The organism is Pseudomonas sp. 11/12A (assembly GCF_000800055.1).
GTDB classification, from domain to species: Bacteria; Pseudomonadota; Gammaproteobacteria; order Pseudomonadales; family Pseudomonadaceae; genus Aquipseudomonas; species Aquipseudomonas mohnii.
The window spans coordinates 3,039,304-3,061,389 of sequence record NZ_JUGV01000001.1; the positions used below are offsets into that span (position 1 = coordinate 3,039,304).

At 61.0% G+C, this 22,086-nt stretch carries 19 protein-coding genes and 2 pseudogenes; 15 read left to right on the forward strand and 6 right to left on the reverse strand.

Annotated features, from left to right (window positions below):
* Window positions 1-66: 66 nt before the first annotated feature.
* On the reverse strand, window positions 67-1,914 hold the full coding sequence (locus tag GQ39_RS13970) for a sigma-54-dependent Fis family transcriptional regulator (protein ID WP_047530804.1): 1,848 nt from the start codon (window positions 1,912-1,914) through the stop codon (window positions 67-69).
* Between the two features lie 453 nt (window positions 1,915-2,367).
* Between GQ39_RS13970 and pchA the strand changes: the two genes are divergently transcribed.
* From pchA to GQ39_RS14000, 6 genes are all read left to right on the forward strand, one after another.
* Window positions 2,368-3,843, forward strand: a complete 1,476-nt coding sequence (gene pchA / locus GQ39_RS13975) for a 4-hydroxybenzaldehyde dehydrogenase (RefSeq protein WP_047530806.1) — start codon at window positions 2,368-2,370, stop codon at window positions 3,841-3,843.
* Window positions 3,844-3,896: 53 nt separating this feature from the next.
* Window positions 3,897-4,232, forward strand: coding sequence for a c-type cytochrome (locus GQ39_RS13980; RefSeq protein ID WP_047530808.1), 336 nt, complete (start codon window positions 3,897-3,899; stop codon window positions 4,230-4,232).
* 10 nt (window positions 4,233-4,242) lie between these two features.
* The gene (locus tag GQ39_RS13985) at window positions 4,243-4,935 is read left to right on the forward strand and encodes a hypothetical protein (RefSeq protein WP_047530810.1); all 693 of its coding nucleotides are present in this window, start codon (window positions 4,243-4,245) and stop codon (window positions 4,933-4,935) included.
* Between the two features lie 13 nt (window positions 4,936-4,948).
* Window positions 4,949-6,517 (forward strand): FAD-binding oxidoreductase, encoded by a 1,569-nt coding sequence (locus GQ39_RS13990; RefSeq protein WP_047530812.1) that lies wholly within the window; start codon window positions 4,949-4,951, stop codon window positions 6,515-6,517.
* A gap of 60 nt (window positions 6,518-6,577) precedes the next feature.
* Window positions 6,578-6,949 (forward strand): c-type cytochrome, encoded by a 372-nt coding sequence (locus GQ39_RS13995; RefSeq protein ID WP_047530813.1) that lies wholly within the window; start codon window positions 6,578-6,580, stop codon window positions 6,947-6,949.
* A 569-nt stretch (window positions 6,950-7,518) separates the two neighbouring features.
* A complete protein-coding gene (locus tag GQ39_RS14000) occupies window positions 7,519-7,848 on the forward strand; it encodes a hypothetical protein (RefSeq protein WP_052193584.1) in 330 nt (109 codons plus the stop codon).
* A 24-nt stretch (window positions 7,849-7,872) separates the two neighbouring features.
* On the opposite strand, the gene GQ39_RS14005 is transcribed toward GQ39_RS14000, so the two are convergent.
* Window positions 7,873-8,181 (reverse strand): DUF2513 domain-containing protein, encoded by a 309-nt coding sequence (locus GQ39_RS14005; RefSeq protein ID WP_047530815.1) that lies wholly within the window; start codon window positions 8,179-8,181, stop codon window positions 7,873-7,875.
* 369 nt (window positions 8,182-8,550) lie between these two features.
* Between GQ39_RS14005 and GQ39_RS33770 the strand changes: the two are divergent.
* Together GQ39_RS33770 and GQ39_RS33775 are read left to right on the forward strand one after the other, a co-directional pair.
* A pseudogene (locus GQ39_RS33770) lies at window positions 8,551-8,826 on the forward strand (PAS domain-containing protein); the annotation flags it as partial.
* Window positions 8,827-9,099: 273 nt separating this feature from the next.
* Window positions 9,100-10,116 (forward strand): annotated as a pseudogene (locus GQ39_RS33775) (methyl-accepting chemotaxis protein); the annotation flags it as partial.
* A 353-nt stretch (window positions 10,117-10,469) separates the two neighbouring features.
* Here GQ39_RS33775 and GQ39_RS14015 read toward each other — a convergent pair.
* The 4 genes from GQ39_RS14015 to GQ39_RS14030 all read right to left on the reverse strand — a co-directional run bounded on the left by GQ39_RS14015 (window position 10,470) and on the right by GQ39_RS14030 (window position 13,549).
* Window positions 10,470-10,910: a GNAT family N-acetyltransferase gene (locus GQ39_RS14015; RefSeq protein WP_047530819.1), complete on the reverse strand. Its 441-nt coding sequence runs from the start codon at window positions 10,908-10,910 to the stop codon at window positions 10,470-10,472.
* A gap of 88 nt (window positions 10,911-10,998) precedes the next feature.
* Window positions 10,999-11,760 (reverse strand): PAS domain-containing protein, encoded by a 762-nt coding sequence (locus tag GQ39_RS14020; RefSeq protein WP_047530821.1) that lies wholly within the window; start codon window positions 11,758-11,760, stop codon window positions 10,999-11,001.
* Complete coding sequence (locus GQ39_RS14025) at window positions 11,761-12,432, reverse strand: response regulator (RefSeq protein ID WP_047530823.1); 672 nt, start codon at window positions 12,430-12,432, stop codon at window positions 11,761-11,763.
* Entirely contained in the window at window positions 12,401-13,549 is a 1,149-nt protein-coding gene (locus GQ39_RS14030; protein WP_236693101.1) for a sensor histidine kinase, read from the reverse strand. The genes GQ39_RS14025 and GQ39_RS14030 overlap by 32 nt, the downstream gene beginning before the upstream one ends.
* Before the next feature lie 220 nt (window positions 13,550-13,769).
* Between GQ39_RS14030 and GQ39_RS14035 the strand changes: the two genes are divergently transcribed.
* Genes GQ39_RS14035 through GQ39_RS14065 form a run of 7 tightly spaced genes read left to right on the forward strand, consistent with a single transcriptional unit; the run spans window position 13,770 to window position 22,058 of the window.
* Window positions 13,770-14,282 carry a dimethylamine monooxygenase subunit DmmA family protein gene (locus GQ39_RS14035; RefSeq protein ID WP_047530825.1) on the forward strand — a complete coding sequence of 171 codons (513 nt, stop codon included), beginning with the start codon at window positions 13,770-13,772 and terminating at the stop codon, window positions 14,280-14,282.
* Window positions 14,279-15,208, forward strand: a complete 930-nt coding sequence (locus tag GQ39_RS14040; RefSeq protein WP_047530827.1) for a PDR/VanB family oxidoreductase — start codon at window positions 14,279-14,281, stop codon at window positions 15,206-15,208. The genes GQ39_RS14035 and GQ39_RS14040 overlap by 4 nt, the downstream gene beginning before the upstream one ends.
* A gap of 9 nt (window positions 15,209-15,217) precedes the next feature.
* Entirely contained in the window at window positions 15,218-16,231 is a 1,014-nt protein-coding gene (locus GQ39_RS14045) for a heme-dependent oxidative N-demethylase family protein (protein ID WP_047530829.1), read from the forward strand.
* A 34-nt stretch (window positions 16,232-16,265) separates the two neighbouring features.
* On the forward strand, window positions 16,266-17,396 hold the full coding sequence (locus tag GQ39_RS14050) for an aminomethyltransferase family protein (RefSeq protein ID WP_047530831.1): 1,131 nt from the start codon (window positions 16,266-16,268) through the stop codon (window positions 17,394-17,396).
* A 31-nt stretch (window positions 17,397-17,427) separates the two neighbouring features.
* The gene (gene purU, locus GQ39_RS14055) at window positions 17,428-18,294 is read left to right on the forward strand and encodes a formyltetrahydrofolate deformylase (RefSeq protein WP_047530833.1); all 867 of its coding nucleotides are present in this window, start codon (window positions 17,428-17,430) and stop codon (window positions 18,292-18,294) included.
* A 39-nt stretch (window positions 18,295-18,333) separates the two neighbouring features.
* Entirely contained in the window at window positions 18,334-19,701 is a 1,368-nt protein-coding gene (locus GQ39_RS14060) for an NAD(P)-binding domain-containing protein (protein ID WP_047530835.1), read from the forward strand.
* A 14-nt stretch (window positions 19,702-19,715) separates the two neighbouring features.
* Entirely contained in the window at window positions 19,716-22,058 is a 2,343-nt protein-coding gene (locus GQ39_RS14065) for a DUF1989 domain-containing protein (RefSeq protein WP_047530837.1), read from the forward strand.
* Window positions 22,059-22,086: the final 28 nt, after the last annotated feature.

Here is a 22,086-nt window from a genome sequence, read left to right on the forward strand (position 1 = left end):
GCCATGACAACGCCCCATGACCATCAGATCAGGGGGCGTTGCATGGCCCGCTTGCCGGTTTCGGCCCTAGCTTCCCTTGAGGCGATAGCTGACCTGCGCGCGACTCATGCCGAGCATTTGCGCCGCCGCGGTGATGTTCCCCCCCGAGCGCTCGAGCGCCAGGCGCACCAGGCGCAGCTCGATTTCTTCCAGGGACATATTCAACACCCGTTGGCGTCCGGAGACGAAGGCCTGCAAACTCTCCAGAACGGGCTCGCGAAGCGCTTCTGCCCCGCCCTCTCCTTCGATGGATTGCGCGGGTGCCGGCACTTCATTACCCGCCTCATCGCGTTGCTGCACGGCAGACAAGCGCCCTTGAGGGGTCAGGCCGATGGCCGTCGCCATCAACGGCGCTCCAGCCTCGGCCAGATGCACCATGTCGATCACCTCACCGTCACTGGCGGCAATCACACCGCGTTCGATCAGGTTCTGCAGCTCACGAATATTGCCGGGAAACGGATAAGTGAGCAGCGCGTTGACCAGCCGCGTGCTGAAACCCGCCAGCTGACGCCCATGGCGCAAGCTGAAATGGCGCAGAAAATAACTCATCAGCAACGGGATATCTTCGCGACGTTCCCGCAACGGTGGCAGATGAATGGGAAAAACATTCAGTCGGTAGAACAGGTCTTCACGAAAACGCCCGGCCTCAACCTCGCGACGCAGATCCAGGTTAGTCGCCGCGATAATCCGTACGTCCACGCGGATCGGCGCCGTACCACCGACCCGCTCGATCTCACCTTCCTGCAAGGCTCGCAAAATCTTGCTCTGCGCACTGAGGCTCAAGGTCGCAATTTCGTCGAGGAACAACGTCCCACCATGGGCTCGCTCGAAACGCCCGGGCCGCGAACGCTCGGCGCCAGTGAAGCCCCCCCGCTCGACACCGAACAATTCGGCCTCCACCAGATTCTCCGGCAGGGCCGCGCAGTTGAGCGCCACAAGCGGCATATGCTGCCGCGAACTCGATTGGTACAGCGTTCGGGCGAATAGCTCTTTTCCGACGCCTGACTCACCGATCAACAACACCGTCGCCTGCGTCGGTGCGACACGTTGCAGCAATTGGCTTGCCGCGACAAACGCAGCCGAAATGCCCACCAACGGTTTGCCGTCTACAGGCTCTTCCAGTTTGGCAACGGTGGTCTCAACGCCCGAGGTGTAAGTGCTGCGACTGAGAAAGTCACTCGGATCCAGATACGCCAGGTCAACGTCGATATCGTCCCACTGTTCGGCCGGCTTGCCGACGATGCGACAGGCTTTATGCCCCATCGAACGGCATTCCAGCTCGCGAAACACCACCAGGCGACCGAGCAGTGACGACGCATAACCACTCGCATAACCGATCTCCATCCAGCACGCCGGTTCGCCCCCCAGGCCGTAGGCGGCAATGTGTTCGTCGTCTTCGAGCGAGTTGTGCCAGAGAAATTCAGAATAGAAGTGCCCGATACCCGAGTCGATCTCGAAGCGCACCACCTCGACATTGACCATGCCTTCGAGCATGTGCAGTCGTGGGCCGGCGCTGTACAGACTGGCGTGATCACCTTCCGGCCATTGTTCGCTGACCTGGGCGGCGTCGCGTGCTCCAGCCTGCCAACCAATGCGGGTCAACTGGCCGCGCGCCTTGTCGAACCCCAGCGCATCGATCAGTTCGCGGCGAATGGCGCCGAAGGCAGAGCCCTGCAGCAGCATCACCCGCTGGCCACATAACCAGATGCTTCCGTCCTGGGGGGCGAAAGCCACCGTTTCAGCCAATTGCTCGGCCGAAGGCAGACCGCTGGCGCCAAACTGGCTGGCCCGGTCAACGATATAGCGCTTTTGTCTGCCGAGCATCTGCTTGAGGAATTCCTCATCGGCAGGACGGCTATTGTTATTAGGAGTCATAGGGTCAACAGGCGGCAGGGAAGTAAAGTTTCAAGTATGCCCGGACAACCCGCACGGTCAATCCGTCAGTGACTGACCACCTGCCATGCGCCCCCACATTTGTCCGATAACCGCACAGATAAAACCGGAAAAAAACCGGGCGTTGAGCTTTCAGCGGCCTGCAGCATCCTCTTCATAAAATTCCGCGCTGGCGACTATAACGTCGACCCATGAACGTGCCATGGTCATCACAAATACGACTAACTACTTGATTTTATTGAGTATTTTTCATCGCGCCGAGGCTTGGCACGATAGTTGTTATCCGCAGGTGATGAGCCAGGCCGCCTGCTCGCTCCAGCCCCATGGCTGAGCCGGAGCATCCCCGGGTTCCTGCCACGATAAACCGCAAAAGTCTTCGATCATCGGCGGCGCCCCTGATCGATGCCCTTTCGCACCAATAAGAGAGAAAACTCCATGACCGTTACTCGTCTTGCCTATCAAAACCTTGAACTGCAGCCCCTCGCCGGACAATGGCGCGCCGGCAGCGCCGGTCGTCCGCTGGACGTATTCGACCCCTTCACCCAGAAAAGCTTGCTGCAGATCACACTGGCCAATCGCGATGACCTCGACGAGGCCTACCGCAAGGCACGCGATACCCAGGCCCATTGGGCTGCCAAGGGGCCGGCCGAGCGTGGCCAGGTGCTGCTCAACGCGGTGAAGATCTTCGACGAGCGTCGTGAAGAAATCATCGACTGGATCATCCGCGAGTCCGGCAGTACGCGGATCAAGGCGCAAATCGAATGGGGCGCCGCCCGCGCCATCACCCTGGAGTCGGCCAGCCTGCCAAGCCGCGTGCATGGCCGCATTATTGCGTCCAACATCCCGGGCAAGGAAAGCCGCGTTTACCGTACGCCGCTGGGCGTGATCGGTGTGATCAGCCCGTGGAACTTCCCCCTGCACCTGACCGCCCGCTCCCTGGCACCCGCCCTGGCGTTGGGTAATGCCGTGGTGGTCAAACCGGCCAGTGACACCCCCGTCACCGGGGGCCTGTTGCTCGCGCGCATCTTCGAGGAAGCCGGCCTGCCAGCAGGCGTACTCAGCGTGGTGGTCGGTTCCGGCGCGGAAATCGGCGACGCCTTCGTCGAGCACCCGGTACCGGCGTTCATTTCCTTCACCGGCTCGACCCAGGTCGGACGCAACATCGGCCGAATCGCCAGCGGCGGCGAGTACCTCAAGCATGTCGCCCTCGAGTTGGGTGGCAACAGCCCGTTCGTGGTCCTGGCCGATGCCGACATCGAACAAGCCGTTAACGCCGCCGTGGTCGGCAAGTTCCTTCACCAGGGCCAGATCTGCATGGCGATCAACCGCATCATCGTTGAGCAGCCGCTGCTGGAAACCTTCACCCAGCGCTTTGTCGAACGCGTCAAAGCCCTGCCTTACGGCGACCCGAGCAAAGCCGAGACCGTGATCGGCCCCGTGATCAACAGTAAGCAACTGGCTGGCCTCCAAGAGAAGATCGCCACCGCCAAGGCCGAAGGCGCCACGTTGCTGGTTGGCGGGGAAGCCCAGGGTAACGTCTTGCCGCCTCACGTGTTCGGCCAGGTCACTGCCGACATGGAGATCGCCCGTGAAGAAATCTTTGGCCCTCTGGTCGGGATTCAATCCGCCCGCGATTCCGAGCATGCCCTGGAACTGGCCAATCGCAGCGAATATGGACTGTCGAGCGCTGTGTTCACGTCCAGCCTGGAGCGCGGCGTGCAATTCGCCCAACGCATTCACGCCGGCATGACCCACGTCAACGACATCCCGGTCAACGACGAACCCAACGCACCTTTCGGCGGTGAGAAGAACTCCGGTCTTGGCCGCTTCAACGGCGACTGGGCCATTGACGAGTTCACCACCGACCACTGGATCACCCTGCAACACGCCCCAAGGCCGTATCCGTTCTGACCCGAATCCGGCCTTCCATGAACCAACCTACCAATAAGAATATGGAGTACGAAATGCACTCACTCCTCAACAGCCCTGCTGTGAAACGGACCCTTGTTGCCTGCTTTACCCTGCCGTTTATCGTGCTGGCGGGTCATGCAGCTGCCGATGGCGACGGCGTCTGGAAAGGCGGCGAAAACGTCTATGCCAAGGTGTGTGGCCACTGCCACGAGAACAAGGTCGGCCCACAAATCACCGGCCGCCAACTGCCACCGCAGTACATCACTGCGATCGTACGCCACGGCTTCCGTGCCATGCCGGCCTTCCCCGCCTCGTTCATCGACGACAACTCGCTGCAACAAGTGGCCGAATACATTTCCAAAACCTCCGCCCCCGCGGCCAAACCTTGAGGAGTCAGGCATGAACATAGAACGTCGTGTACTGCTCAAGGGCATGGCCTTGGGCGGCCTGGCCGGCGTGGCCATGAGCAGCTCGGGCCTGACCATGGCCAATCGTGTAATGGGCAGTCAGGCCCATCCGGTTCTGCCGACCCTGGCCCTGGTCAGCGGCGAAGTCGCCGGGTCGGCCTTCCTTCAGGGGATTAACGCCAGCCCGGCAGGCGGGCAAGTCAAGGTACAGCGTACCGACCTCGGTCTGAGCTTCATTCTCGGCCTGGATAAACGCCTGCGCAGTGGTCAACCACAACGCATCATCGGCCTGGTCGACGATGCCAGTGCCGCACTGATCATTGACCTGGCGCGCAGCGCTGGCGCTCGCGTGCAATGGATCGGCCAGCACCGCGCCACGACCCATGCCTCGCAGCACCACCTGCTCAGCGCCGAGGCCGCCAGTGGCTGCGCCCCGCAGCTGGGCCTGAATTTGAACGCCTGCGGCACGGGCTTCAGCCTCAGCGAATACCGCCTGCATGGCCAACAGGCGCCGCTGCAAGTGGCCGCGGCCGCACGCAGCACTGCCGGTTCTGAACAATGGGCAGCCACGCTGGGCTACACCCTCGCCGCCCTGGGCACTGCCAACACAGGCCAAGCGCCACTGATCGCCAGCCGCCCATCGCCGCTGACCGGTAATTTCGTTTCGTTTTCGATCGAGGCTTGAAGGAGCTAACCAAATGACTGAGAAAAACAACCAGCCCCTGCTCCCGCGCGGCGTCAACAGCGCAAACTTCGAGCAAGCAATCGCCAAGTTTCGCAAATTGCTGGGCGATGAAAACGTCCTGACCAAAGATGATCAACTGATCCCGTACAGCAAGATCATGATCGCCGTGGACAATGCCGAGCACACGCCGTCTGCCGCCGTCACCGCCACCACCGTCGAACAGGTGCAAGGGGTGGTGAAGATCTGCAACGAACACAAAATCCCGGTGTGGACCATCTCCACGGGTCGTAACTTCGGTTACGGCTCGGCCGCGCCAGGCCAGCGAGGTCAAGTCATACTTGACCTGAAGAAAATGAACAAAATCCTCCACGTCGACCCGGAACTGTGTACCGCCCTGGTAGAGCCGGGGGTGACCTATCAGCAGCTTTACGACTACATCCAGGAACACCAACTGCCGTTGATGCTGTCGTTCTCTGCACCGTCGGCGATCGCCGGACCACTGGGCAACACCATGGATCGTGGCGTGGGTTACACACCCTATGGCGAACACTTTCTGATGCAGTGCGGCATGGAAGTGGTGCTGGCTAACGGCGATGTGTACCGAACAGGCATGGGCGGAGTGAAAGGTGACAATGCCTGGCAGGTATTCAAGTGGGGCTATGGCCCGACGCTGGACGGCATGTTCACCCAAGCCAACTATGGTATCTGCACGAAAATGGGTTTCTGGCTGATGCCGAAACCGCCCGTATTCAAACCGTTCGAGATCAAGTTCGAGAACGAATCGGACATCGCCGAAATCGTCGAATTCATCCGCCCGCTGCGCATCGCCCAAGTCATTCCGAACTCGGTCGTCATTGCAGGCGTACTCTGGGAGGCATCCACCTGCAACACCCGCCGCTCCGACTACACCACCGAGCCGGGTGCGACCTCTGACGCGATCCTCAAGCAAATTCAGAAAGACAAGAATCTCGGCGCCTGGAACGTCTATGCCGCGCTGTACGGCACCCAGGAGCAGGTCGACGTCAACTGGAATATCGTCACTGGAGCCCTGAAGCAACTGGGCAAGGGGCGCATCGTCACCCAGGAAGAGGCCGGCGACACCCAGCCGTTCAAGTACCGAGCCCAGTTGATGTCCGGGGTGCCTAACCTGCAGGAATTTGGCCTGTACAACTGGCGTGGCGGCGGCGGCTCGATGTGGTTCGCACCGGTGAGCCAGGCCCGAGGCAGCGAGTGCGACAAACAGCAGGCGCTGGCCAAGAAGACCCTCAACAAGCACGGTCTGGACTATGTCGGCGAGTTCATCGTCGGCTGGCGCGACATGCACCACGTCATCGACGTGTTGTATGACCGCTCCAACCCGGAAGAGACCAAACGCGCTAACGCCTGCTTTGCCGAACTGCTCGATGTATTCGAGAAGGAAGGCTACGCCGTCTACCGCGTCAACACAGCATTCCAGGATCGAGTTGCGCAGAGCTACGGCCCTGTGAAACGCAAACTTGAACATGCCATCAAACGTGCGCTGGACCCGAACAACATTCTGGCACCAGGCAAGTCGGGCATCGACCTCGCCAATTCATTCTGATTGCTCTTGAGGCCCCGCCAGGCCTGTCTTGGCGGGGCTTTGCTATTTGTAGGAAACGAAATGACCCACACACAACTGCTCGTTGCCAGCGCCCTGTTGCTGGCAGCCCCTCTGACGCAAGCCCAGGGCGACGTCGCTCAGGGCCAAGCCCTTTTCAGCACTCAATGCGGTTTCTGTCACAGCCCCGAAGCGGGTAAGAACCTGATGGGGCCGAGCCTGCACGGCGTGTTCAATCGCGCCAGCGCCCAGGCGCCGGCTTTCAACTATTCCGCCGCCCTGCAAGGCGCCAAGCTGCAGTGGAATGACGCCAACCTGGACAAGTGGCTGACAAGCCCCGCCAGCTTGCTGCCGGGCAACATGATGATGTTCCCGGGGCAGCCCGATGCGCAGAGTCGCCAGCACCTCATCGCTTATCTCAAGAGTTTGAAGTAAGCACGTTACCGGCAGCGACCTGACCTGTGGGAACAGCCCGTTATTGAACAGGCCATTGGACACTGACACCGCCTGCCACCGTCCTCTGGCCAAGGTTTGGCTGTCGGGAGGGCAATGCCGAACTACAACGCCCTTTTATCAAGGTCCTTTACCCGGCACTCGACAAGACGTCAGTCAGTGGTGTGCCCGAACATAATGTTCGGGCACCGATCCGCACCGTGGTCGATCGCGGTGCTCACCCCGATATTCGGCTGGGCCAGAAAACGCCAGCCGTCCGACTTTGGGTAGGGAGAACCGGTGATCTTCATCCGCGTCATTGCGCGGTGCCAGGCCTTCCCGGTTGGGCAGAAGCCGATGGAAAACCTCAGCCAATACCCGTTCGTTAACGGCGGCAAATCACCTTCAATAATAAGACTAAAGTATTACGCCGTTCGTCGATGATGGCGTGTTGATATACGTACACGACGCATGGAAATAAGTATCATCCGCCCCGCCTTTTCTTCCAACCCACTACAAACACCCCGAATAACGAGCTTTAAGTCTCCGCATGCACAAGCAAGGAATCATGGATGTTCGCTCCAGCTAACGGCACACGCTCAACAAATCTCAGCATGATCCATCTGTCATCATCAGAGTTCTGCTGCATCGAGCGCTTCATCAATCAATACATTCAGACCAGAGATATTGAGCCAACTGAAGGCGCCCGGCAGCGCTTGCTTGCCGCTCTGGAGGACTACCCTCGCGCGGTGCGTGTGGCCCTTTACGAATTGAATGCGTGGCTGGATAACCGCCTCCAATTGAGGGCCCTACACCCGCAATGCGCGCGCGCCATTGATGAGTGGGTCAACCAGAGGCTTAGAGGGATTTGGGAAATCGCAGGCACAAAAAAACCCGCGTGATGGCGGGGCTTGGCAAGAAGACACTTAATGAAAGTGCTTGAATTCGTACCTGGCGACGTTCGCTCTCCTATCATCCAGCAGGTCATGGCCTCGCCATGTGATCGAGATCAAAGTCTCGACGCCTGAGGCGTCCACGGTACTCGCCACGAATGCTTCCTTGACGATGAGCTGGAGTACATGGGTTGCCTGCTCCTTTTTGGCCGGGTCATGAATGTCGTGAGCAAGCGCTACGTTCAGAGCATGCTCTTGAAGAACCCCCTTTCTATTGGCCTGTTCGATTTGCTCAAGAAGTGCCTTGATGTAATTCCAATTGCGCTTGATATGTAAATTCACTCTGCCATTTCAGGTCAAATGAGAATAGTCAGGGAATGGAGCCCCCATAAAAAAACCCGACGCAGTGGCCGGGCTTCTTTCACGCATGACTATCTATTTGCACTTTCTGGCCGCAACTCACCAAATTTTCAACGAAATCAAAGCCATTAATGTGCAGACCACTCCTGCGAAAACACCAGGCTGAAGAGAGGCTGAGGGAGTGACTTTTCCCTATCAAAATCAATAGCCTATCCAAACGAGCAATACAGACCCAACACAGCTCGGCATCACGAATACAACTCATTTTTATAAAAAATATTTTAGAAAAAGACACTAACCTTGTTCTCGTACTAGTCGATGGCCTCTCAAAGGAACCAAGGAGCAGTCGGAATGAGAAATAATCAGCCTGTAACACAGCGTGAGATTTCACTCGCACCTCAGCAGAAGCTTATTTCGACGACAGATGTTCGAGGTGTCATTACGTACTGCAATGACGCTTTCGTAGAGGTCAGTGGTTTTGATAAAGCCGATCTGATTGGTGCCCCGCAAAATATCGTCCGTCATCCTGACGTCCCCCCTGCCGTATTTGCCCACATGTGGGGTGCGCTCAAGCAAGGCCGCCCGTGGATGGGTATCGTCAAAAATCGCTCCAGAAATGGCGATCACTACTGGGTCAACGCATATGTCACTCCAATATTTGAAGGCAGCCAGGTAGTCGGCTTTGAATCGGTCCGGGTCAAGCCGACGGCTGATCAGGTCCGCCGTGCTGAATCCCTCTATAAGCGCATCAGTCAGGGGAAGCCGGCCATCCCTCGGCAGGACAGCTGGCTGCCCGCTCTATCGGGCTCTTTGCCCTATGTCGCCATGGGTTTGGTGGGATCCTTGAGCGGTTTGTTCTTCAGCGCTCCCGTGGCAATAGCCGTGGCCACAGGCATTGCCGTGCCGATCGGTTTGCTCGCTTCGCGCTGGCAGTCTCGGGGCACTCTGCGCCTGTTACAGATGGCTGAGCCCTCGACCTCCGACTCACTGATCGCTCAGATGTACAGCAATGCGCGGGGACCACAAGCCCGTCTGGAGACAGCCTTCGTCAGTCAGGCCGCGCGACTGAAGACTTGCCTGACGCGCCTGCAAGACACCGCCGAGCAACTCAGTGCGCTGGCTGGACAATCTGACCTGCTGGCCACTGACAGCTCAAACGGCCTTGATCGCCAGCGCGTCGAAACCGAGCAGGTGTCTGCGGCCGTCAACCAGATGGCAGCGACCACCCAGGAAGTCGCCAGCCACGTCCAGCGCACGGCGGATGCCACCCAACAAGCCAATTTGCTCACGGGTCGCGGCCGCGATGTGGCCCGAGACACCCGCGAGGCCATCGAACGCCTCTCCACTGTCGTCGGTGAAACCGGGCTGACGGTTGCGCAATTGGCCAAGGACAGCAATGAAATCGGGACCGTCGTTGACGTGATCAAAGGTATCGCCGATCAGACCAACCTGTTGGCACTCAATGCCGCCATCGAGGCGGCACGTGCCGGCGACATGGGCCGGGGATTCGCCGTAGTGGCCGATGAAGTTCGTCAGCTGGCACAGCGCACCTCGCAATCCACCACCCAGATCCATGACCTGATTACCAAGCTCCAGACGTCGTCCAATAACGCTGTGCAATCCATGGAGCGTGGTCAGCGTCAGGCCGAAGAAGGCGTGACGTGGGTGCTTGAGGCAGACAAGGCCTTGGTGGGTATCAGTGAAGCGGTTGCTCACATCACCGAGATGACCACGCAGATTGCCGGCGCCACTGAAGAGCAAACCGCCGTTGCCGAGGAAATCAGCCGCAATATCACAACCATCGCCCACCTGGCCGATCAAACCTCGGAACAAGCGCACCAGTCCGCGGACTTGAGCAAAGAACTCACCAGAACTGCGTCCACCCAGCACTCATTGGTCGAGCGCTTCAATCGATAACCCACCCGACCCCGTCATCAAAAAGCCCGTACCGGCGGCGGGCTGTTCACATCCGCCCCGTCACGCTTTCGTCACATCGACCCCGCACAATGCAGGCAGCCAAAGGGATTTGGCCCATCTACAAAGAGCCCGACCAAGTGTCGGGCTTTTTTCATTTCGGCAACGTGCTTTTCACGAAACGCTCACAGAATTGAGCGCAGATTGAGCATACAAAAGGATTTGACCCCAAACAGAAAAGCCCGACCTCGTGCCGGGCTTTTCTTTGCCTGCGATCCGCTCAAGCACCCGCCTCCTGGACTGTGGTCTCACTCGCTGTGGAGCAAAGCCATGCCTCTGCCAGACGATCCTGCGCATCAATCCAGGCGCTTCAGGAAGTGATGGCAGGCAATCTGGTAGTGGCGTTGCATGTAGAGACGATGAGCAGCCGCTCTGTCCGTACCGACTCCGGAGTCAAGATGCACTGCCGCGCAACCCTGACGCGCAGCTTCCTCTTCAGCCCAAGCCACCAATCGCGAGGCGTAACCCTTGCCGCGACTTTGAGGCAGGGTCGCAATGTCCACGATGTAGAGCGACTTCCCCAGCCACAGTGAATATTGAATCCTGTAGCCCAATACGCAAACTGCCGACGCCAGGCCCTCTTCCCACAAGCCGATCAGATGGTAGCCATTGGGGCGAAGCATCTCGTCGATCCTGGAGGTAATCTCCGCCGGTGAGTATTTCGGCCACAACTCACACAACGCTGCAGCTGCCTGACTGGTGTCAGCAGCACCCATCGGCTTGATGATCGAAGACATCCCGTTCCCTCTGGCAATTTGCGTTGGGCCACATGTTACCCCGAAACTGCGTCGCGTAAACGCCGAGGACCACACCGCAAACCTGCGTTCAACGCCCCAGGTCCTGGCCGGTATTACGCTCGAAAATCGCCCCCTCGATACCCAGCACTTCACGCGTGTCGGCATAGATCCCCACGCCCTTTTCCCAGACGTGCTTGATCGACTGATCGGCGCAACGAATCCGGTAGTTGAGTTCGAATGGTTCTTGCCGCGACAGGGCATATTGCACCTCACGCCAGACGTAATCGGCATCCTGCGCCAGGATCAGGCTGTTGTAGGTGAACTCATGGTTGTCCACCAACCGCTCCGGTGGATACCCGGTCAGTTGCAAGCAACCGGCACTGACGAATTCCATGGTCCAATCGCGATTGTTGCGGCCGCGATAGATCAGCCCCGGCATGCTGTCCAGCAAACTCATGCTGCTGCGCTGACTGGCCTGCAAGGCAACTTCGCGGCGTTTGTGCGCGGTAATGTCCCCCGCCACAAGATAAAAACCCTGAGTCTCGCGCTTGAGGCTGACGTCAAACCAACGCAGCTCCCCCGAGGGGTGAACAAAGCGCAACCGCTGGCTGAAGGAAGTCTCGGGACGCCGACGCAGTTCATGCAAGGCCTGACGCCACAACGAACGGTCCTCATGGTGCACATAGTCGATGAGGTTGCGCTCCGGACCCGGCCTGTCCATCAGCTCGACCCACGCCAGGTTGAAGTGGGCGATCTGCCCGTTGTCGCGCAGTTCAAGCAACGCCGCCGGAAAGCGATCCATCAGGTGCAAGGACGGTGCCTGCACAAATGCCTCTGGCCGTTCCATCATCTAATGCCGCTCCTCGTGTCTCACCGACGCGCCGTTGTGTACCCACGCCGCCAGCTCCAGACGCGAGTGCTGGCCGAGCTTCTGCAACAGATTGCGCACATAGATCTTGACCGTGCCATCGCTGATCCCCAGTTCCCGACCGATCTGTTTGTTGCTCATGCCGGCGACAATCAGGGCCAGGGTCTGGCCCTCGCGTTCGGTAAGGTTGCCGGTGTCCAGAGGATCAGCATCCTGCGCGGGGCGGTGCAACGATTCGTCCTGATCGGCCAACAGGGCAATCAGGGTCGAATCCAGGACGATCGCGCCCTTGTGACAATTGCGCATGTAGGCCAGCAAGGCATCGGGCTCGGTTTCCTTGAGCACATAACCGCTGGCCCCCAGGCGCAGGGCCGTCAACAACTCGGCGCGATCCATCGACGCAGTGAGCACCACCACCTGGCAATCGAGGCGCAACTGACGCAGTTCATCGAGCACCTGCAAACCGCTCAAGCCAGGCATGTGCAGATCCAGCAAGACCTGCTGCGGTGCCAGGCTCACCGCCAGGTTGATGCCTTCGCGGCCGCTGGCGGCCTGCCCCACCACCTCGAAGTCGTCACTGGCGCCGAACAGCTGCGCCAGGCCCTTGCGAAACAGCGGGTGATCATCGATCAGTAATAAGGTCGTGCAGTCCATCGAAACTCCCCTGTGGCAGGTCTTGGTGATGGCAAAGGCCGAGGTGTACGCGAACCCCGTGCGGGCGGATCGCTTCAATGCTCAGCCGGGCGCCAATGCTCGCGGCGCGTTCGCGGATAATCGCCAGGCCGAAATGGTTGTCCTCCCCCGATGCCGGGCTCAGGCCGATGCCGTCGTCCTCCACCGTCACCGAGACATCGCCGTCCTGGTTTTGCCGCAACTCGATGCGCACATGCCGCGCATGGGAATGGCGCACCGCGTTGGCCAGTGCCTCGCGAATGATCTGCAGAATCTGCAATTCGGTTTCCGGGCTCAAAGCGTCATCCGTCAGGCGATTGTCCAGTTCGAAAACGATGATGCAGCGCCGCGAGAACTCGGCGACAGAGTCGGCCAATGCCTGGCGCAGCGATCGCCCGTCCATGGTCAGACGAGCGCTGGTGATCAGCTCGCGCACCTGGCGCTGCAGCTGACTCAAGCCGCCGCACAGTTCCTGCAACGCGGCGAAGGCCTGCGCAGGCTCGCCCAACTGCGACTGCAACCAACGCGCCTGATACGACAGGTAACCCAACTGCTGGGCCACCGAGTCGTGCAGCTCACGGGCCAGGGCGCCGTGCCGGGACGTAGCCTGTTTGCGCTGTTGCTCACGGGTGTAGCAGCGCAAGCGCACGGTGACGCCGACCGCCTGCGCCGCCTCTTCCAGCAATTGGCGCCAGCTTGCGTGGACCGGTTGTGGGGTATCGAGCAACAACACCCCTTTGCTCGAATCGTCGCTGTGCGGCAAGGCACACAGCAGGCGATGTACGCCCCGTTGCCGGCAAGGGCCACAGGCCTGAGCCACATCAGGCAGTGCCGAGTCACGCCAAGGGCAACGCGCAACGTCCTGACAGCCCTCGAGCAATCCGCGCCGTGCCGGCCCCAGGTCTTCGCCGCCCAGGATCAGATTCAGTTTGCAGGTCGGCAACAATGCTTCGAAACGATCCAGAAAACCCGACAAGGCACCGTCACCGTGCACCTGGCACAAGGGCAATCCGGCCAGCAGTTTGCGCACGCTGCGTGCCTGTTCGGGGCGAATACGCCCCAGCCAGAGCGGCCACCACTGCGGTCGTGTTCGCACCATTGATAACTCCCCGTCCGGTTACTCAGCCCTGAGCGAAGACCAGCAACTTCCATGCCCCGAACGGGCGTTGCGCAAGGCTTATCTCCAAAGGCATAGCCCTTTTTCCGGATTGAGAAGATTTTCCCCATAGGAAAGTATCTTCCCCACCAGGAAACAAATTCCCGGTCCAACGCCACCTTTCTCGCCCTTCGACAGGCGCGGAACAGCCAGGAAAGCCCACATGACGGATAGACACAGCGCCGCCCCGGACCGACTTCACAGCCTCCCGCGCTATCGCCAGCCGCTGCCTCGTAACAGCGTCACCCGGCACATTGTGGTCATGCAATCGGCAGCCGCCTGCTCGCCCGTTGTCGGGGAACTGGAACAGCCCTTGGTGCTGAATGGCGAGAACGCCGACTTTTCCCGGCGCCTGCAGCGGGCGCTGGTCAGCGCCACGGTCGGCAGCCATCTCTACATCATGGGCGACGAGGCCTTTATCTGGCGCATCCACGGCGAGGCCCGCAGCGCCGGACTGGAAAATGACGAGATCGACATGACCCACACGATTGCCGGTGCGCGCCTGGTGTATTGCGTGCACTGCGGCCTGACTCAGGCCGCCGGGCCGGAGTCGCTGCTGATCTGCATCGGTTGCGATGTCGGGCTGGAAGTCCGGGAGCACTTTTCCCGCCGCCTGGGGGCGTACCTCGGCGTTTGCACCAACCCCGACCAGCCTTATGCCGGAGTCCGGTCATGAGCGCCGTCATCGAAGTGCGGGTCAGCGCGGCGAGAATGCTGACCCCAGTGGTGCGCGAATTCACCCTGCAGGCGTGCACCGGCCCCCTGCCGGCGTTCTCCCCCGGCAGTCATGTACAGGTTCACCTGCCACTGGCCGAGGGCAAGCTGCGCAATGCCTATTCACTCACCAGCGACCCGGCGGACAACCAGCATTACCGCATCGCCGTACGCCTGCAGGAGACCTCCCGCGGCGGCTCGCAGTACCTGCATCGGCAGGTCCAGGTCGGGGACACGCTGCAGATTTCGCCACCAGCCAATCTGTTCGCCCTGCACTCGACCGCCAGCCTGCACATCCTGATCGCCGGCGGCATCGGCATCACGCCGTTCATGGCCTACATCGCGGCCCTGGAACAACGCAAGGCCGACTTCGAATTGCACTACCTCTGTCGTCCGGGCCTGAGCGATGCCTATGTCGAGGCGTTGCAACAGCGGCTGGGATCGCGCCTGCACACCTACGCCAGCCGCCCGGACCTGCGCCGGATCCTGCGTGATCGACCGCTGGGCAGCCACCTTTACACCTGCGGCCCGCAACCATTGCTCGACGCGGTTCGGCAACAGGCCAAAGCACTCGGCTGGCCGCCCGGCCGGGTGCACTGGGAAGCCTTCAATGCCGCACAACCGGGCCAACCCTTCGACCTGGAACTGCTGCGCAGCGGCCGGCGCCTGCGGGTCGGCGCCGAACAAAGCCTGCTCGAAGCCCTGGAATCGGCCGGGCTGCAGATCCCCAACCTGTGCCGCGGCGGGGTCTGCGGCCAATGCATGACCCGCCACGTGGGCGGCGACATCGAACACCGCGACAGTTTCCTGAGCCCCGCCGAGCAGGCTGACTTTCTCATGCCCTGTGTCTCCCGCGGCCGTGGCCCTTGCGTTTCGCTGGATCTTTAGGAGTCGACCATGACCATTCAATCAAGCCCCGTGCAGAGCTATCGAGACGATTTCAGCTTTCGCAACAGCCCCGCCGCCATCCGGCGTTTTCCTTTCCCCTTCACCGAGGACAGCTACCTGTATTCGGTGAACATCGAACCGGCGACCTCCCGGGATCCCGGCTCGGTTTACCAACACGGGTTCGACATCGACGAACACTACCGCTCGGAAATGGCCGAACGCGCCCTGGTGCTGGACAAGGATCCGCGCCGCTACCTGGTGCTGCCGCACATGCAAGTGGCGGCCTGGGATGCGCTGCAGATGCTCATGGAGCACCTGGCTACGGATTATCCGCAGTGGTTCTCGCTGGAGCGTGAAGGTGATCACTGGCATTGGCGCAACACGCTGCTGAACATCGATCAGCACTTTGTGTTCGGTGATGCCACCAGCCTGCCCTGCGAGCCGCTGGAGTTCATCGGCCGACAGGTGCAGGGGGACTTCGCCTTGCTCGATCAACGCGACGGCGATCTGTACATGGACGCCGGCCTGGTCACCAGCCCGGCCGACTGGTCCCTGGCCTTCGACGCCGGCATGAGTTTCAAGCAGTGGCATTCGCCGGTGCCCATGGCCCACCAGATGGGCATCTTCGACCGCGCGCTGAAATACCTGCTCAACCTGCAAACCGGGCAGCCGGTGCGGCGTCTGAACTGGACGCTGACCATCAACCCGCGCCTGGATTCCTCTCCCGAGACGTTCCATGAATGGGGCGCCGACCGCGGTCGCATCACCGCCGAGAACGTCGGGCAACAGGTTCATCTGCGTGTCGAGCTGCAAGTGATGGCCCGTCTGCCACGCAGCAACGCGGTGATGTTCAGCATCCGCACCTACCTGATCAGCCTGCAGGAGCTGGTCACCCAGCCCGGCTGGGGCTGCCGCCTGCACCGAGTGCTGCGCGACCTGCCCGAGCCGATCGCCGAGTACAAGGGCATGAGCCGCTACCGACAGACCCTGGTCGAGTGGCTGAGCCGCTTCGACCAGGCCTGAACCCTGACCCACATTCACCGACAAGGATCTTCACATGACGCATTCATGGCGTATTTCTGCACTGGCCGAACGGCACCGCGCACTCGGCTCGAACCTCGAAGACTGGAACGGCATGGGCACTGCCTGGACCTACGACAGCGACCTGGCCGATCACCATCAGGCGATCCGCACCCGGGCCGGACTGATGGATGTGTCCGGGCTGAAAAAAGTCCATTACGTCGGCCCTCACGCCGAGAGCCTGCTGCAATGGGCCACCACCCGCGACATCGCCAAACTCTACCCCGGCAAGTCGGTGTACGCCTCGATGCTCGACGAGGACGGCAAGTTCGTCGATGACTGCATCGTCTACCGCACCGGACCCAACGCGTTCATGGTGGTGCACGGTGCCGGCAGCGGCCACGAAATGCTGGTGCGCTCTTCCCAGGGCCGGCAAGTGGCGGTGCTGTTCGATGACGACCTGCACGATCTGTCGCTGCAAGGGCCGCTGGCGGTGGACTTTCTCGCCGAGCACGTCCCCGGGATCCGTCAGCTGCCTTACTTCCATCACCTGCAAACCCGCCTGTTCGATCGCCCGGTGATGATCTCCCGCACCGGCTATACCGGCGAACGCGGTTACGAGATTTTCTGCAAGGCCGCCGATGCCCCGGCGCTGTGGGACACGATCCTCGAACAGGGCGCGGGCCTGGGCATCATCCCTTGTGCCTTTACCGCCCTGGACTGGTTGCGGGTGGAAAGCTCGCTGATGTTTTTCCCCTACGACAACTCGCAGATGTACCCCTTCGCCGATCAGAAGGCTGGCGACACGCTGTGGGAAATGGGCCTGGATTTCACCGTCTCCCCGGACAAACGCGAATTCCGTGGTGCCGACGAGCACTTCCGGTTGCGCGGTCAGGAGCGTTTCAAGATCACCGGCGTGTTACTCGAAGGCGTGCGCCCCGCTGAAGCCGGCGACACCCTGTGGCAAGGCAACCAGCAAGTCGGGGTGATCACCTGCGGCATGTATTCGCGCCTGAGCAAACGCTCCATGGCCATCGCCCGCATGAGCGTCGCCTGCTCGAATCCAGGCATTGCCCTGCAGGTGCGCGGCAGCCAGGAAAGCGCCGCCGTGACCCACGCCCTGCCCTTCGACGACCCGGAAAAAACCAAGCGCACAGCCAAGGGCTGAGCCTCCAACCACTGTCTCCAGGGGACTCTCGATGGACACTACCAACGAACATTACATTCTCAAGATCAATTGCCCGGCAGCGTCCGGCATCGTTGCCGCGATCACCACCTGCCTGGCCGGACAGCAGTGCTACATCAGCGAGCTGGCGCAATTCGACGACGAGTTCACCGGGCAATTTTTCATGCGCGCGGTGTTCCGCTTCAACACCGGCGTGAAGGGCGATATCGGTGCCCTGCGCGAGCATCTGGGCGACCTGGCCTGCGGCTTCGACATGCGGTGGCAGCTGTTCTGCAGCAGTCAGCCGACCCGGGTGCTGCTGATGGTCAGCAAGTTCGACCACTGCCTGACTGACCTGCTGTACCGCCACCGCAAAGGCGAGATGGACATGCACATCACCGCAGTGGTCTCCAACCACCTGGACCTGCGAGCCATGGCCGAACGCGAAGGCATTCGCTTCATCTACCTGCCAATCACCAAGGACAGCAAGGCCAGCCAGGAAGCCGAGTTGATGCGCATCGTCGAGGACACTCAGACCGACCTGGTGGTGCTCGCCCGCTACATGCAGATTCTGTCCGACAGCCTGTGCCAGCAGCTGTCCGGCCGGGCTATCAACATCCATCACTCGTTCCTGCCCGGTTTCAAGGGTGCCAAGCCCTATCACCAGGCCTACGACCGTGGCGTGAAGCTGATCGGCGCCACCGCCCACTACGTCACCAGCGACCTCGACGAGGGGCCAATCATCGAGCAGGAAATCCAGCGAGTCGATCACACCTACCTGCCCGATGCGCTGGTCGCCATCGGCCGCGACACCGAAACCGTAGCGCTTTCCAAAGCCCTGAAATACCACCTGGAACACCGGGTGTTCATCAACCAGGACAAGACGGTGATTTTTCGCTGAGCGAGCCCTTTTCCCGATCAACATCCAGGAGATACGACCATGACCACACGCGTTGCAATCATCGGCGCCGGCCCTTGCGGCATGGCTCAACTGCGGGCATTTCAATCGGCCAGGGACCAGGGAACGCCCATCCCGGAACTGGTCTGTTATGAAAAACAGCAAGACTGGGGTGGCATGTGGAATTACACCTGGCGCACCGGCCTGGACGAGAACGGCGAACCGGTGCATGGCAGCATGTACCGCTACCTGTGGTCGAACGGCCCGAAGGAATGCCTGGAGTTCGCCGACTACACCTTCGAAGAACATTTTGGCCGCCCCATCGGCTCCTACCCTCCACGGGAAGTGCTGTGGGACTACATCAAGGGCCGTGTCGAAAAAGCCGGGGTTCGCGACTACATCCGTTTCAACCATGTGGTGCGCCAGGTCACCTTTGACGAAGAGACTCGCCGCTTCACGGTGGTCGCCCACGACCACGACAGCGATACCCAGACCTCGGAACAATTCGATTACGTGATCAACGCCTGCGGGCACTTTTCGACGCCGAAGACGCCGTATTTCCCCGGATTCGAGCAGTTCGGCGGGCGCATCCTGCACGCCCATGATTTCCGCGAGGCGCTGGAGTTCAAGGGCAAGGATCTGTTGATCATCGGCAGCAGCTATTCCGCCGAAGACATCGGTTCACAGTGCTACAAGTACGGCGCCCGCAGCATCACAAGCTGCTACCGCACCGCGCCCATGGGCTATGACTGGCCCGCCAACTGGGAAGAAAAACCGCTGTTGCAGCGCCTGGAAAAAAACCGCGCGTACTTTATCGACGGCACCCACAAACACATCGATGCGGTGATCCTCTGCACCGGCTACCAACATCACTTCCCCTTCCTGCCCGACGAACTGCGCCTCAAGACCGACAATCGGTTATGGCCGATGAACCTCTACAAAGGCATTTTCTGGGAACCCAACCCGCAACTGATCTACCTCGGCATGCAGGACCAGTGGTACTCGTTCAACATGTTCGACGCCCAGGCCTGGTACGCCCGCGACGTGATCCTGCAACGCATCGCCCTGCCCGACCAGGCACAAAGAGCCGCCGATAGCCAGCAATGGCATGCCCGTGAACAGCAGCTTGAAACCAACCAGCAGATGTTCGAATACCAGGGGGCCTATATCCAGCACCTGGTGGACGCCACCGACTACCCGAACTTCGATATCGCCGCGGTCAACGACACCTTCATGCACTGGAAGCACGACAAGGCCCACGACATCATGGGTTACCGTGACAAGTCCTACCGATCGCTGATGACCGGCACCCAATCGCCCCCCCACCACACGCCCTGGCTGCATGCCCTTGACGACTCCATGGCGGCGTACCTCGCTGAACCGCCGATGTCCGTCAAGTCGATCGGTTGACCGGGAGCCTCACCATGAACGCACCTCGTGTTTCCCGCCCGCGGGAACCCGGACTCTTTGCCCGGGCCCCGGCCCTGGAGCGCTATCGGGTGGCTGCCGGTGGCCTGACCCTTGTCGCGTTGCAGCCTGGCGACAGCCTGCAAGTGATCGACCTCGAAGGCCGGCAACCTTGCCAATTGCTGGTCGTGGATAGGCTCGGTCGTAGCGCCCTGGCGGCCTGGGCACTGAGCGGTTCGACGGCCTGCGGGTTTATCGGTGCGCGGCTCGCTGAACCGACCTTGCAGTCGCGTCGCATTGGCCAGGCGCTGATCCAGCGCGCGATTGATCCCCAACATCTGCCCAGCGCCGCCTCACTCTGGGACGAGGACAGCCCTGCCGACTTCAGCCGGAGCTTCGTCGCCAGCGATGAGCTACTGGTGATCGTCGCGGCCCCCGACGGACCGACCGCCGTTGACCGGCAATACCGGCCCAGCGAGCTGCGGCTGCTGGTGACTCGGGCCAATCCCTCGCCGCTGCTGCTCCCCGTGTTGCCCGAACCCTTGGGCGAGTTGCTCGACGAGTTCACCCTCGGCGCCGGCACCGCCCACAGTTACACCGTTGGCAAAGGTCAGTATGTGCAGGTGCTGGATGTCGCCGGTCGCCAGTGCTCGGACTTCGTCGCTCTGGATCGACGGGCACTGGATCGCGGTCTGGAACTGGACCTGGACCAGACCGTGACCCGCACCCTGAACGGCAGCGCCTACCCGGCACCGGGACTGTTCTCAAAGTTTTTCGACCGGCAGATGCAACCGATGCTGGAGGTGGTGCGCGACACCGTCGGCCGCCACGACGCCTTCGCCCTGGCCTGCGCCGCGCGCTATTACGAGAGCCATGGCTACTTCGGGCACGACAACTGCAGTGACAACCTCAGCCGCGTGCTCGCGTCCCATGGGGTCAAGGCCCGCAATGGCTGGCCGGCGATCAATTTTTTCTTCAATACCGGGATCGACGCACACCAGCAGATGACCCTTGACGAACCCTGGTCGCGTCCCGGCGACTACGTGCTGCTGCGCGCCATGACCGACTTGGTGTGCGGCAGTACTTCGTGCCCGGATGACATTGACCCGGCCAATGGCTGGAACCCAACCGATATCCATGTCCGCATCTATAGCGAAAAGGAGCGTTTTTCCATCGCCATGAGCACTCGACCCACGGCTGATGCCGACCCGATTCTTACCCGTGAGTCCGCGTTCCACTCACGCACCAGCGCCTTGACCGGCAGCTTCGTCGACTACCGCAACTGGTGGCTGCCGCTGCGCTATGACGGCTATGGCGCGATCGAGGAATACCTCGGTTGCCGCGAACGAGTGGCGGTGATGGACCTGACCGCCCTGCGCAAATTCGAAATCATCGGCCCGGACGCCGAAGCCTTGTTGCAGTACTGCCTGACCCGCGACGTGCGGCGCCTGGCGGTGGGTCAAGTGGTGTACTCGGCGATGTGCCACGAACACGGCGGCATGCTCGACGACGGTACCCTGCTACGCCTGGGCCCGGACAATTTCCGCTGGATCTGCGGCGAAGACTACGCCGGGGTGTGGCTGCGCGAGCAGGCGCAAAAACTCGGCATGAAGGTCTGGATCAAATCCGCCAGCGAGCAGATCCATAACCTGGCGGTGCAAGGCCCGATGAGCCGAGAGTTGCTCAAACAGATGGTCTGGACCGCGCCCAACCAGCCGAGTCTGGAGACACTGGGCTGGTTCCGTTTTCTTGTTGGCCGCCTGGACGGTTACGACGGTTGCCCGCTGATGATCTCGCGCACCGGCTACACCGGCGAACTGGGCTACGAAGTCTGGTGCCAGCCCGAGGATGCCGAACGGGTCTGGGACCGGATCTGGGCTCTGGGCCAGCCCTTGGGCCTGGTGCCACTGGGCCTGGAGGCCCTGGACATGCTGCGCATCGAAGCCGGGCTGATCTTTGCCGGCTACGAGTTCAGCGACCAGACCGACCCCTTTGAAGCGGGCATCGGTTTTAGTGTGCCGCTAAAAAGCAAAACCGATGACTTCATCGGTCGCGACGCCCTGTTACGGCGCAGTACCCATCCCGCTCACAAACTGGTGGGCCTGCAGCTGAGCGGTAACGAAGGCGCCCACCACGGCGACCCGGTGTACCGCGGCCGGGCCCAGGTCGGCGTAGTCACCAGTGCCTGCCGCTCACCGCTGCTGGGCAGCAATATCGCGCTGTGCCGGGTCGACGTGGCCTGCGCCGATATCGGCACAGCGTTGGAGATCGGCAAAGTCGATGGCCTGCAGAAGCGCATCAGCGCCACGGTCACCGCCGCGATTTTCTACGACCCGGACAAGAGCCGGGTACGCAGCTGATTAACCTTTTGACTGCCCATACACACCT